The following is a 12,191-nucleotide window of genomic DNA, read 5'->3' as shown; positions in this document are numbered from 1 at the left end:
AGCAGGAAGTCCGTCGCCCTCGGTACCCATAATGAGCGCAAGACGCGACTCGTCTTTCAGCGGTTTATAATCAAGAGGCACAGAACGGTCGGTAAGAGCCATTGCCGCCGTGCGGAAGCCAAGGCGTGACAACTCGCCAAACGGATCGTCGCACCATGTCCACGGAACAAGAAAAACCGAACCCATAGACACCCTGACAGCACGACGGTTAAGAGGATCGCACGAATCGGGTGTTATCAGCACGGCATCAATGCCCAAAGCTGCAGCGGAACGAAAGATAGCACCAATGTTGGTTGTGTCGACAACACCATGAATGACTACAACCCGGCTTGCATCACGGCAAACATCACTGACTGAAGGCATGACAGGACGACGCATGGCACACAGCACGCCACGCGTAAGTGTATACCCGGTAAGTCCAGACAAGACATCACGCTCACCGGTGTATATCGGCACATCACCTATACGCTCCACTATATCGGCAGCATCGCCTGTGATATGCTTACGCTCGCACATAAGCGCCAAAGGCTCATATCCGGCATCGAGAGCCACACGTATAACCTTTGGACTCTCAACAATAAACAGACCTTTTCCCGGCTCTACACGGTTACGGAGCTGTGCTTCGGTAAGTTTACCGAATATTTCTACTCCGGGATGACTTAATGATATTATCTCTATTACAGGCATGCAGCAATGATAATCTTTTTACGTTTATATTATGACGATACAAAAGTAGCATTTATTTGCCACACTCCATAAATATTCAGGCACAAAAGACTATAGGCAGATGCTGTTTTTATAGAACTTATAAGAAGTTAACGGAAGTTTGCGGCATATCAAGACATTTGATTAATGCCACAATTATATGGATGCACAATATTCTCCCGCATGATAATGGCATATAAAGAACAGCCACAAGACAAACCTACATTAAAATGAAAAATGAACAACAAAACAGCCAAAAACATCTATGACCAACCGGGAATAACATAAAGAAAACCTGCCGCACCATAATGGCACGGCAGGGCAATCGCTAAATCTAAAAGACACTCACGTGCCAATAAAAAAGAAACCAACACGACACTCACGTGCCAAAATAAAAGGAAAATCAAATTACAACGCCAATATAAATGTAGCAATTGTATGACGTCAACTACCAACAAATCCGTAATCGGCATTAAGTTTCCATATCAACAAATTACTTTAACCCAAATCAGTAATCAGGCTATGTATTGTTTAATACAATTGGTATATTCATACTTTCAGCCGTATTTGTATTTTCTATCGTCGGAGTTCATAAACCGCACGCCAGTGAAAGTTATACGGCAATCAACTCAATATAAAATGACAATACAGCAGAAAGCCAATAACCAGTTGGGGGTAAATCTCATCAAGCAAATTGTCTATGAAAAGACATCTGCAAGACTTCAGCAGCACTCTGCACAAAAGTCATAATAAAGCTATAATTTGAACATAAAGCCGAAAGCATAATCAAGCAGCAATAAAGTCAGGCTTTTTCTGGGAGGCCCAATTCCCTACGCTGCCGCTGAAGGTCGAGTTCGCGTTTTTGCCGTTCTCTCCTTTCTTTCATCATATCCTGCCATTTTGCATATTGTCCGTCATCAAGAATCTTTTTCATCTTCTTGTCCATCTTCTCTTCACGCTTTTTCATCTGTTCAGCCTTCTCGCTGAAATCTGCATTATCCGTGCCATCACCTGGTCTAGGCCTCATTCCTCCACCGGGCCCCATGCGCATACCATCAGGTCTCATTCCCGGACGCATTCCGTCGCGACCTTCACCGGCCCTATTCATGCCATCAGGCATTTCTGGCTTATTTTCATCGGCCATGGCCTCAGCTTCTTTCAGGTTGAGCTTGTAAACCTTTTTATATTGCTTTTCTGTAAGTTTCAGTTCCTCTTTCATCCTGTCTGTAAGCTCACGCGCCGAAGTTTCAGGGTCAACAACTTTTCTCATTGCCGGTTTACGGCCCTGTTGCTCTTGTGCATAAACACTCGGTGAGCCCAAGACACAGAAAAGCGACATTGCAAAAGCAGCTATAAAAGTTAACTTTTTCATATCATTTAATTTGTTTATGAAACATTTCTGCGGCAAAATTACAAAATGCGTAATTCAAATAAAAACATAATCAACAAACAGGAAGATTGTATATACCAAAACGAATAGAAATCTTAACCCGAAAAAAAATTTTAATAATCTATCATAAAATCAGTCTTCTATATATGCCGGAATAAGATAAAATACTAATAACAAAAAATTACGGAAGTAAATAATAAAAAGGTAAAAGACACAACAAACGCCTAAAAGACATGGAATAATCGGGAATTATGCCTTCACCTTTATTATTTCATTCAAGTCTGTCGTATATCTCTGTGAGGCGTGTTCGTGCTTGAGATGCCAATCATTGCCTGTGCCCTGCACAGCAATCTTAACCATGCCATAGCCGTTTTTACGGTTTATACAGTCTATTGCGGCAGCAAGTCGGGCCTGCTTTGCACGGTCAACCTTATCAAAAAGATAAGTCTGAACTGCCGTGTCAGGACAAATGTCCCACACTATTACACCAGCCTTCTTAAAGCGGCATGTATCAGCCGGCCACTGCGAACGCAAGGCATCTACTGCCGTTGACACGAGTTCACGCAAATCATTTGTGGGAACTGTCATCACTGACGTATGGTTTATTGCACGGCGAGGCACATCTGTACGGAAACGGCTTGTATAGGCAAACACTGTAACGGCACCACAACAGCTGTGCTGTTGCTTAAGCTTGCGAGAACATGCCGAAGCAAAGTTTGCCACGGCCTCCTCTAAATGACCGAGTTCAGACAAGCCTTCATCGGCAAAACTTCGGCTCGTACATATGCTCTTTTTCTGCGGCAACTCTTCTATATCTATGCAACTTTCGCCATGAAGTTCGCGCCAGGTTCTTACTCCTGATATGGTAAGCATTTTGCGCACCCAACTCTCACTGCGCTGCACCAGGTCGTAGGCAGTGTGTACTCCATAATAGTTGAGCTTAGACACGCTGCGTCGTCCTATGCCCCACACATCAGCCACATCAAGTCCCTGCAGAGCTTTTATACGTTTGTCATCTGTATCGATAAGGCATACGCCATGATAGCCCTTGAAACGTTTGCCATACTTAGAAGCCACCTTGGCCAAAGTCCTGGTAGGAGCAATGCCCATGGTTACCGGTATACCCGTACCCTTGCCTATGGCACGCACAATCTTCATTCCATATTCGCGCAGCATGTCACCGCTGCCAAAACCAGAAAGGTCAACAAAAGCCTCATCAATTGAATATTGACTGACATCGGGAGCGAACTCGGAAAGAAGCATCATTACGCGCCTGCTCATGTCGCCATAAAGGGTATAATTTGAACTGAACACGGCCACCTTGTTTCTCTCGAGCATATCTTTAACCTGATAGAACGGAGTGCCCATGGCAATGCCCATGGCCTTTGCCTCATTGCTGCGCGCTATGATGCATCCGTCGTTATTTGAAAGCACTACGACAGGCGACGTTCGCAAGGCCGGATTGAACACACGCTCACACGAACAGTAAAAATTATTGCAGTCAACCAAGGCAAACATTGTATCACTATCTTCTTAGCTGCCGTTTTATATTATAGGTAAGAACGCCCCACACGATAAAATTGTTCTCCTCTGTTACCTTTATCGGAGGATAATCGTCATTGGCAGGAATTAGCCAAAGACAACTGCCGTCTGGATCTATTCTTACTTTCTTCAGTGTAAACTCGCCGTCGATAAATGCCACGACAATATCGCCGTCATGCGGGTCGATAGACTTGTCGATAACGAGCAAATCTCCATCGTCAATGCCACATCCCTTCATTGAGTCGCCGACAGCACGGGCGTAAAACGTTGTGGCCGGATGACGCACAAGTTCACGGTTAAGGTCAATGCTGTCAGACAAATAGTCTTGTGCCGGTGAAGGAAAACCTGCACGTATGCCTCCGTCTGCATAAGTAAGGCTTAACTCGCTGCTAAGATCTGCCGAATATAGTATAAGGGTCATCTTCTGAGTGCGTTTTTAATCATGTCCTCTCTTACAAGTTCCTTCTCCGTAGCCGAGAGTTTAGGCAACTTCACCCTGTCGGGACATTCAGTCTGATATGCCTTAACCTCGTTAATAAGCTGTTGCCAATCGTACAAGAATTCTTCAGAGCAGCCATGCTTACGGTAAATGTCCATAGCCGCCTCCAATATTTCGGGAGCACAGCTGTCGTCACCCTGAAACACAACAGCCGGTATATAGTTGGTTATACAATCTCTCAGTAACCTTAACTGGTCCTTCATTAGCGTTTTTAATTAAATTAATGCATAATAGACGTAACTGCCACAGAAATATGCCAAACGGCAATATGTCAAAGAAAATAGCTTATCTGACAACGATATCATGTATCACCTGTAAATATCTATTTTACAGCTTATTATGAAGCATGCTGCAAAAGGCATTGTTTTAGCGTTCAAAAAGCCGTCTTTTACAATCCAATATGCCGCCTTTCGGGATGCAAAAGAATGTCTTTTGCAATATCACTGCCGGAGCTCAATATAAAAACTTGCCGTGCAATATTCACTCAGCACAATACATTGGCATGCGGGGCATATCGCACATAGCTCCGACAGTAGCCATAATATCTGATTAGCGGTTATTCATAATCATCTATAACCGAATTGACAAAATCCATCATTGGCTTACCGACAGCCAGGATGTCTGACATCTCGTCGAGCCATGTGCTCTTTGAAAAGAATGTGTCGGGCACAGCTGTCCAGCAGCAGTAATCTTTCATTCGCAGATACTGGATAAACTCATAATCGCGCGGAAATCCAGACGGAGCAGTCTTCAGACTTTCCAATCCAAACCCCTTAGGTGAATCCCATGTTCCTTCGCCCGGACGGCCAAAGAGTTCTACAAACTTCTTGCTCTCAACAATGCCTCTCCATGTATCTATGTTAGCCATTATCTCGTTTCTGCAGGAAGTAAGGATATTGGTAGGAAGCCAATAGTTGCCACATGACAACAGACAGTGTCCCGGCTCAAAATGAATGTAATAACCTCCATGAAGCGCCTTCTTGCCATGGGCTGCAATATATGCCCCAAGATGAGTCTTGTACGGAGACTTATCCTGTGAAAAACGCGTGTCGCGATAGAAACGGTAAGTTACATCCTTTATTGTAAGATGTTTTACCGAAGGGTCGAACTCTGTAATCCTTGCTATTGCCTCTTCTATACATTTTTCAAACACAGCCTTGGCTGAAAGATATTCGTCCTTATGGCTGTTAAACCATTCCCTGTTGTTATTTTTTCTTATATTTTCAAGAAAATCGAATATTATTTTTGTTTGCATAATACCTACAGACCATTAAATAAGACTACAAAATTCAATAAATAAGAATACCGGTTCTACAGCTTTGAGCCGTCCATTATTTTAGGACAGAAGTGATCAAAAGGACACTTCTCACAATGGGGCTTACGGCTCGTACATACGTACCGGCCGTGCAACAACAGCCAATGATGTGCATCTGTTGCATATTCTGCCGGGATGTTAGCCATAAGTTCACTCTCAACTTTAAGCGGCGTGTTGGCCTTACGTGTTACAAGTCCGAGCCTGTGGCTCACACGGAACACATGCGTGTCAACGGCAATGACCGAACGGCCGAAGGCTACGGCCTGAATGACATTAGCCGTCTTGCGCCCCACTCCCGGCAGTTTTATCAACTTATCCATTGTGTCGGGCACTTCGCCGTTGAAGTCAGATATCAGCATACGTGCCATGCTGACAAGATGCTGCGACTTGGCGTTAGGATACGACACGCTCTTTATATACTCGTAAACCTCATCCGCCTCCGCCTCGGCCATAGACTTAGCATCAGGATAACGCTCAAACAGCTGCGGCGTGATAGAGTTGACACGCTTGTCGGTACATTGGGCACTGAGAACAACGGCAACCAATAATTGAAAAACACTACCGAATTCTAATTCGGTAGTGACTTTCGGCATTTCTTCTTTGAAATAATCAATTATGTACTGATACCTATCCTTCTTGTTCATTCTCTTTAGCTGAAGCCTCGGTATTGTTCTCAAAATCAGTTATTCCGTTCTTAACCAATATGTTGTACCATTGATACAGTTTCTTGATATCGCTGTCGTGAACTCTGTCCTGATCGAAATCCGGAAGAACCTTTGCAAAGTGATCACGAAGTTCCTTTGAAGGACATTTTCTGTAATCTATTGATACCTCGCCACCATTCTCTACTTTATAGAGGTCAGCAAGAATCTTTGTCAAAGGCACATCATCGGCATTTGTATACATGGCTATGTCGTTAAGACTTGTTACACAGTCACTTGCAAACACCGGCATACGCTTATGTGTTTCGTCTACTTTTTCAACTATTAAATTAGCCTTGCCTCTTGATACCAAAATATAAAGGCCTGGTTTTCCTGAGATAGAAAGAATTGTCTGTTTCATCTTTATATTCAAAAAAATTATAATTAAATTAATTACATTATTATCATTACATGTCCAATGACTCGAGCACCTTGTTTATCTGGCTTTCGATGTCGCTATGACCATCGTTCACGATAACATAGTCGCTCAGCGCAGCCATATCCTCCTGAGACATCTGATGGTTTATCCAGTCGCACGCCTTCTGACGAGAAATGTTATCGCGGTCCATCACTCTCCTTATCCTAACCTCCAATGGAGCAGTGACGCATATTGTCTTGTCAACTAACTTATCGAAACCACTCGAAAACAAAATAGCACATTCCATCCATGTATAGTCAGAATGAACAAAATCGTCTGCCACGGCAGGATGTACAATAGAGTTGATCTTTTCTGTATTTTCAGGACTCTTCAGCAGAAATGATGTCAGAGCTGGCTTGTTGAGCACTCCGTTGACATAAGCATTGTCGCCCACTAATGCCGTAAGTCCAGCATGTATCTTTTCGGATGTGGCCATAAGCCGCTTTGCTGCATCATCACAGCTGTAAATACGTATGCCACGCTTCTCAAGCATACTGCAAATATAACTTTTTCCGCTTCCTATACCGCCTGTAACTGCAACTTTCACCATTTTACTCTACTGCTCCTCTATTAAATAGTCAACCTGATTCACATCCATCTTTGCATTGCGTACGCCGTGAGGAATATAGCGCAGATATACATTACATTTTTCCGACGGACTGTCAATCAGTTCGTTATAATCAACAATAACCTTAAACTTATCAGGCTGAATGGTTCTGAACATGCTGGCACCAACCGTAAACGTAACAGTTACGCGAGACGGGAACGTGCGCAATATTTTTCCTTCCGGCATATTCACTGCAACGATAGGCACCTCGACCTTTTCTTCTGTCAGAATATCCGGGAACAATGATATCTTTACATTATCAGGCACACTCTTGACTCCACGTGTCTTAAGCAACGGCACCTGACGTATCACTGTATCTGTTAAATTTGTTATGTTAAGGCGTTCAGTATATACATATTTAATACTGTCGAGAACATCACGCCCTGCATATATGTCTATTGAATCCGGAGAGAACATGACCTTGGCAAGATAATAGCTTCTACCAAGACGTATCTTTCCGTTTAACTTAACGGGCACCCGCTTCTTTAATCCATAATTGAAAAAGAACTCATACTTGTCGGGCTTTATGCTCGTTATATGGGAAGAATTAAAAAGCTGCTGATATATCATTTTTTGCAATTCAGCAGAAGCTACGGTTCCTGTACCTGTGTTTTTTGCGTAACTGTTGAACTTGACTTTTATTGGATGTATCTTATTGCTGTACAAATATGTAAGCAGATAATAGCCTTTATCACGAACCGTAACACGTATGTCAGTTGTTGTGTCGCTTGTTAAAACAACATTTTTAGGTATATCGACCAATGTGACCGGTACCTCTATTTCTTTTTCATAGGTTTCATTCAAGGTCATCAACAACCAGAATGTACCGCTTAATATTAAAAAAAACAAGAAAATCAGAAACTCCTTGTTTACAGAACTAAACAAGAAGCTTCTGATGACTTTAAATATATGAAACAATTTTGAATCGTTCATTATTTGTTTTGACCAGCTGTAAGCTCTGATGATGTCGCATCGGCAAATACATAACCTTTGTCAACACGAATTGTCACACCTTTTGCAATCTCTATTTCAACAATATTGGTTGCAAGGTCTATTCTTTTAACCTCACCATAAATTCCACCGCCGGTTACAACCTTTGTACCTTCCTGAAGAGCATTCTGGAACTTACGGATCTCTTTCTGCTTCTTCTGCTGAGGACGTATCATAAAGAACCACATGATAGCGAATATAGCCACCATAAAGATTAGAAAACTCATACTTCCTCCCTGCTGAGCCTGAGAAGCCAAAAACATAAATGTGTTCATTTCGTTAATTCAGTTAATTTTATTTATTAATTCATTTTTTATTGTCACTTATAGGTTTCAACAGCACGCCAGTATTTATAAGATGCCTTGCGATTGTGTCAAGCATACCATTGATATATCCGGCACTCTTAGGAGTGCTGTAAACCTTTGCCAAATCAACGTACTCATTAATAGTAACGTTAATAGGGATATTGGCAAATGTAAGCATCTCGGCTATTGCAATCTGCATAATCACGACATCCATATATGCCAGACGTGAGAAGTCCCAGTTACGTGAAGTCTCGCTCATGTAATGCTGATACTTGTCTGCATTTAATATCGTTGAGCGGAAAAGTTTACGTGCAAAGTCCTTGTCTTCGTCGTCTTTATACTCCGGCAGCAGTTCCTGCTTATCATCATTTGCAGGATCAAAGCGCTTTATCGTCTTCAATACAAACGTATCAACAATCTCTTTGTCATCATTCCAATAAAGACTTTTTTCCTCGAGCAGAGCATCAAGTTCCTCATTTTCCATAATGAACGTCTTATATAGCTTGCGCCACAATTCACGGTCTGCCTCATAAGAAGAGTCGTCACTGCTCATATAGTCTGTGTAGATTCTGCTCTGAACAATCTGAGAATATAGTTTTCTTACGAACTCTATATCATCATCCCATGTCTGTTTCTGAGTTGAGATAAAGTCACAGAGCTGCTGGTTTGCCTCCAGCTGTATGGCAAACTTATTATCAACGAACTTACTTGACGGCATGGCAGTATTTTCTCGGTTAGCCCTTGCCACTTCGACATCATAATGCTTGCGTGCCTCTTTTGACACGGCAACAACCAATGCCAATAAATAATGGTAAAGATGATAAGCTTTTGAAAGACTGAACAACAATTCTTTCTCTGCCACATCTATATTCCGATTGCCGTTTTGATAGTATGCATAGGTTAACTGGACTATCTTTATTCTAATTAATTCCCTGTTAATCATTATTTTATAGATTATTTTCTATTTTAATACGTGCAAAAGTAGGTAAAAATAAGAACATTTGCAAGAAAACGGTATAGTTTTTATATGTTTTTATTGTTATTATTTGCTCATTAGAATAAAAAGTAATAACTTTGCATCGCTTTTTCAGAGCACATCGTGAAATTTATTCTCGTGTGATGGTGAATTAAGCAAGATTTTATTAACTTAATTTAGAGTAACACAATTATTATGAAAGAAATTGAAGTAACCGGTAAAAAAAGAAGTACCATCGGTAAGAAATCTTCTAAGAACCTGAGAAAAGAAGGATTTATCCCATGTAACCTTTATGGTGAGGCAAAGGACGAAAACGGCGCACCTAAAGCATTGGCATTCACATGCCCGATGAACGAGCTCCGCAAAATCGTTTACACTCCTCACATCTATGTAATAAACCTTATTATCGATGGTGAAAGCCATACTGCAATACTGAAGGAACTGCAGTTCCACCCGGTAACAGACGCACTCCTGCACGTAGACTTCTATGAGGTTAACGACCAGAAGCCTATCACAATCGGTATACCTGTTAAGCTCACAGGTCTTGCACAGGGTATCCGCGATGGTGGACGTATGAACCTTTCTATCCGCAAAATCAACGTTACAGCTAAATATCAGGATATTCCTGAGCACCTCGACATCGATGTTACTGACCTGAAGATCGGTAAGAGCATCAAGGTTGGCGACCTGCACTTCGAAGGTCTGGAGATGGCTACAAGCAAAGAGGTTGTTGTATGCTCAATCAAGGCTACACGTAAATCTAATGCAGCCAGCAAAGCTGAAGACGCTGAATAATAACTAAAGAATGGATAAATACTTGATTGTAGGACTGGGAAATCCTGGTGATGAATACCAGAATACCAGACACAATACCGGATTTATGATATTGGACGCTTTCGCGAAAGCGTCCAATATTATTTTTGAAGACCGCAGATACGGCTTTATAGGAGAAACATCCATAAAAGGCCGCAAACTCATACTGCTTAAACCAACTACATACATGAACCTCAGCGGCAATGCCGTCAGATACTGGATGAACAAAGAGAACATATCTCTTGAACATCTTCTTGTTGTAGTTGACGACTTGTCACTGCCTTTAGGCGCATTACGTCTGAAAGCAAGCGGAAGCAATGGCGGGCACAACGGTCTGGGAAATATCCAAAGCGTCATCGGTACGCAACAGTATTCACGTCTGCGTGTAGGCATCGGCAACGATTTTCCTAAAGGAGCACAAGTAGACTGGGTATTGGGAAAATACGACGAAGAAGACATGAAAACGCTTACTCCGGCAATAGACACATCTATCGAAATAATCAAAAGTTTTGTACTGGCTGGAGTCAACATTACAATGAATCAATATAACAAAAAGCACCAATAATGGCAGACACTGCGAGAATAGATAAATGGCTGTGGGCGTCAAGAATATTCAAGACACGCTCACTGGCCGCCAATGCCTGCAAGAACGGAAGAGTAACCATAAACGGCGTCAACGTAAAGCCCTCGCACATGGTTAAAATAGGGGAAACTGTATCCGTGAAGAAGCCTCCTGTAACATACTCATTTAAAATATTACAATGCATAGAACAACGCGTAGGCGCCAAGCTCATTCCTGGCATTTATGAGAATGTTACAGATCCTAAACAATATGAAATTCTTGAGATGAACCGCATCAGCGGTTTCATTGACCGTGCACGAGGAACAGGTCGTCCGACAAAGAAAGAAAGAAGAAGTCTGGACGCATTTATAGAACCGGCAGAATTCGGATTCGACGACTGGGATGACTCTTTCGATGACGATGAGTTTTGAAAACAATAATATCATTAAATACAAACCAAATGACAAACATCGCAATATTTGCATCCGGAAACGGCACTAACTGTGAAAATATAATAAGATATTTCACTGACCACAAAGATATAAACATTAATCTTGTTATCAGCAACAAGCAAGATGCTTATGTCTTGACTCGTGCCAGCAAATATAATGTTCCCTGCAAAGTATTGACAAAAGCAGAAATAAACAATGCGGAGATAATGTTGTCTTTGTTAAAAGAGAATGATATTAATTTCATCGTATTAGCAGGATTTCTGCTCATGATACCTGATTTTCTCATTGAAAATTTTGAAAATAGAATTATAAACATACATCCGTCACTACTGCCCAAATTTGGTGGCAAAGGCATGTACGGACATCATGTTCATGAAGCCGTTAAAGCTGCAAAAGAAACAGAAACAGGCATCACGATACACTTTGTAAGCAATGTATGCGATGGTGGCGCAATCATAAAGCAATATACAACCCCACTCACGGAAAACGACACGGTAGAAGTTATCGAGTCAAAGGTTCATGAACTTGAACAGAAATATTTTCCGAAGACAATAGAAGATGTTGTGTTAAAAATGAATTCTTAATCTGGTCCTCTAGATTTCCGTACAATATATAACACAATAAGCTCCACACATTAATATGTGTGTTTCACACAGCTTTAATTACCAAGTTATATCTCCATTTAGATAAACGCATAAAAGCCAGTGATATATTTTGCTGACTGCATTAATTGTACAATTTATTCTGCATGCAATGCAATATAAAATCGGCATAGTATATAAATCAAAATGCCAACTCAAAACCAGTTTTACCACTAAACAATATTAGACTTACCATATTAACACTTTCCTTTTTATAAATCTGTTTTATAAAACAACCAATATACCGAAACCATAGACGACCTATTTTATATAAA

Annotated in this window: 16 protein-coding genes; 4 read left to right on the top strand and 12 right to left on the bottom strand. The window is 41.5% G+C overall.

The window, feature by feature from the left end; all coding sequences use genetic code 11:
• From QVO66_RS11115 to nusB, 12 genes are all read right to left on the bottom strand, one after another.
• On the bottom strand, positions 1–687 hold a 687-nt coding region (locus QVO66_RS11115; protein WP_288172831.1), incomplete at its 3' end, for a TrmH family RNA methyltransferase.
• 820 nt (positions 688–1,507) lie between these two features.
• The gene (locus QVO66_RS11110; RefSeq protein ID WP_021855572.1) at positions 1,508–2,077 is read right to left on the bottom strand and encodes a DUF4890 domain-containing protein; all 570 of its coding nucleotides are present in this window, start codon (positions 2,075–2,077) and stop codon (positions 1,508–1,510) included.
• Between the two features lie 267 nt (positions 2,078–2,344).
• On the bottom strand, positions 2,345–3,613 hold the full coding sequence (locus tag QVO66_RS11105) for a Y-family DNA polymerase (RefSeq protein ID WP_021855571.1): 1,269 nt from the start codon (positions 3,611–3,613) through the stop codon (positions 2,345–2,347).
• A gap of 7 nt (positions 3,614–3,620) precedes the next feature.
• Positions 3,621–4,058, bottom strand: coding sequence for a LexA family protein (locus QVO66_RS11100; RefSeq protein WP_021855570.1), 438 nt, complete (start codon positions 4,056–4,058; stop codon positions 3,621–3,623).
• Positions 4,055–4,339 (bottom strand): hypothetical protein, encoded by a 285-nt coding sequence (locus QVO66_RS11095; protein WP_021855569.1) that lies wholly within the window; start codon positions 4,337–4,339, stop codon positions 4,055–4,057. Before QVO66_RS11095 ends, QVO66_RS11100 begins: the two co-directional genes overlap by 4 nt.
• A gap of 353 nt (positions 4,340–4,692) precedes the next feature.
• Complete coding sequence (locus tag QVO66_RS11090) at positions 4,693–5,391, bottom strand: DUF2461 domain-containing protein (RefSeq protein WP_021855568.1); 699 nt, start codon at positions 5,389–5,391, stop codon at positions 4,693–4,695.
• Between the two features lie 56 nt (positions 5,392–5,447).
• A complete protein-coding gene (gene nth / locus QVO66_RS11085) occupies positions 5,448–6,095 on the bottom strand; it encodes an endonuclease III (protein WP_021855567.1) in 648 nt (215 codons plus the stop codon).
• Positions 6,079–6,513, bottom strand: coding sequence for a DUF5606 family protein (locus QVO66_RS11080; protein WP_021855566.1), 435 nt, complete (start codon positions 6,511–6,513; stop codon positions 6,079–6,081). The genes nth and QVO66_RS11080 overlap by 17 nt, the downstream gene beginning before the upstream one ends.
• Before the next feature lie 46 nt (positions 6,514–6,559).
• Entirely contained in the window at positions 6,560–7,120 is a 561-nt protein-coding gene (coaE, locus tag QVO66_RS11075) for a dephospho-CoA kinase (protein WP_288172830.1), read from the bottom strand.
• 6 nt (positions 7,121–7,126) lie between these two features.
• Positions 7,127–7,987 carry a CdaR family protein gene (locus QVO66_RS11070; RefSeq protein ID WP_369678061.1) on the bottom strand — a complete coding sequence of 287 codons (861 nt, stop codon included), beginning with the start codon at positions 7,985–7,987 and terminating at the stop codon, positions 7,127–7,129.
• Positions 7,988–8,109: 122 nt separating this feature from the next.
• Positions 8,110–8,442, bottom strand: a complete 333-nt coding sequence (yajC, locus tag QVO66_RS11065; protein WP_021855563.1) for a preprotein translocase subunit YajC — start codon at positions 8,440–8,442, stop codon at positions 8,110–8,112.
• A 31-nt stretch (positions 8,443–8,473) separates the two neighbouring features.
• A complete protein-coding gene (gene nusB / locus QVO66_RS11060; RefSeq protein WP_021855562.1) occupies positions 8,474–9,415 on the bottom strand; it encodes a transcription antitermination factor NusB in 942 nt (313 codons plus the stop codon).
• A gap of 228 nt (positions 9,416–9,643) precedes the next feature.
• On the opposite strand from nusB, the gene QVO66_RS11055 reads away from it, so the two are divergent.
• The 4 genes from QVO66_RS11055 to purN are packed head-to-tail and all read left to right on the top strand — an operon-like array spanning position 9,644 to position 11,859.
• On the top strand, positions 9,644–10,243 hold the full coding sequence (locus QVO66_RS11055; protein ID WP_021855561.1) for a 50S ribosomal protein L25/general stress protein Ctc: 600 nt from the start codon (positions 9,644–9,646) through the stop codon (positions 10,241–10,243).
• 10 nt (positions 10,244–10,253) lie between these two features.
• Positions 10,254–10,826, top strand: coding sequence for an aminoacyl-tRNA hydrolase (pth, locus tag QVO66_RS11050; RefSeq protein WP_021855560.1), 573 nt, complete (start codon positions 10,254–10,256; stop codon positions 10,824–10,826).
• The gene (locus tag QVO66_RS11045; RefSeq protein ID WP_021855559.1) at positions 10,826–11,254 is read left to right on the top strand and encodes an RNA-binding S4 domain-containing protein; all 429 of its coding nucleotides are present in this window, start codon (positions 10,826–10,828) and stop codon (positions 11,252–11,254) included. Before pth ends, QVO66_RS11045 begins: the two co-directional genes overlap by 1 nt.
• A 29-nt stretch (positions 11,255–11,283) precedes the next feature.
• Positions 11,284–11,859 carry a phosphoribosylglycinamide formyltransferase gene (gene purN, locus QVO66_RS11040; protein WP_021855558.1) on the top strand — a complete coding sequence of 192 codons (576 nt, stop codon included), beginning with the start codon at positions 11,284–11,286 and terminating at the stop codon, positions 11,857–11,859.
• Positions 11,860–12,191: the final 332 nt, after the last annotated feature.

This window comes from Prevotella sp. CAG:255 (assembly GCF_000431195.1).
Taxonomy (GTDB): domain Bacteria; phylum Bacteroidota; class Bacteroidia; order Bacteroidales; family Bacteroidaceae; genus Prevotella; species Prevotella rara.
The sequence above is the reverse complement of the archived record's forward strand: the minus strand, read 5'-3'. Positions and strand labels throughout refer to the sequence as shown.

Coding starts and splice junctions, on each gene's coding strand:
- QVO66_RS11090 (WP_021855568.1), bottom strand. CDS start 5,391: ATGCAAACAAAAATAATATTCGATTTTCTTGAAAATATAAGAAAAAAT.
- coaE (WP_288172830.1), bottom strand. CDS start 7,120: ATGGTGAAAGTTGCAGTTACAGGCGGTATAGGAAGCGGAAAAAGTTAT.
- pth (WP_021855560.1), top strand. CDS start 10,254: ATGGATAAATACTTGATTGTAGGACTGGGAAATCCTGGTGATGAATAC.
- QVO66_RS11100 (WP_021855570.1), bottom strand. CDS start 4,058: ATGACCCTTATACTATATTCGGCAGATCTTAGCAGCGAGTTAAGCCTT.
- QVO66_RS11080 (WP_021855566.1), bottom strand. CDS start 6,513: ATGAAACAGACAATTCTTTCTATCTCAGGAAAACCAGGCCTTTATATT.
- yajC (WP_021855563.1), bottom strand. CDS start 8,442: ATGAACACATTTATGTTTTTGGCTTCTCAGGCTCAGCAGGGAGGAAGT.
- QVO66_RS11110 (WP_021855572.1), bottom strand. CDS start 2,077: ATGAAAAAGTTAACTTTTATAGCTGCTTTTGCAATGTCGCTTTTCTGT.
- QVO66_RS11045 (WP_021855559.1), top strand. CDS start 10,826: ATGGCAGACACTGCGAGAATAGATAAATGGCTGTGGGCGTCAAGAATA.
- purN (WP_021855558.1), top strand. CDS start 11,284: ATGACAAACATCGCAATATTTGCATCCGGAAACGGCACTAACTGTGAA.
- QVO66_RS11095 (WP_021855569.1), bottom strand. CDS start 4,339: ATGAAGGACCAGTTAAGGTTACTGAGAGATTGTATAACCAACTATATA.
- QVO66_RS11105 (WP_021855571.1), bottom strand. CDS start 3,613: ATGTTTGCCTTGGTTGACTGCAATAATTTTTACTGTTCGTGTGAGCGT.
- nusB (WP_021855562.1), bottom strand. CDS start 9,415: ATGATTAACAGGGAATTAATTAGAATAAAGATAGTCCAGTTAACCTAT.
- nth (WP_021855567.1), bottom strand. CDS start 6,095: ATGAACAAGAAGGATAGGTATCAGTACATAATTGATTATTTCAAAGAA.
- QVO66_RS11070 (WP_369678061.1), bottom strand. CDS start 7,987: ATGACCTTGAATGAAACCTATGAAAAAGAAATAGAGGTACCGGTCACA.
- QVO66_RS11055 (WP_021855561.1), top strand. CDS start 9,644: ATGAAAGAAATTGAAGTAACCGGTAAAAAAAGAAGTACCATCGGTAAG.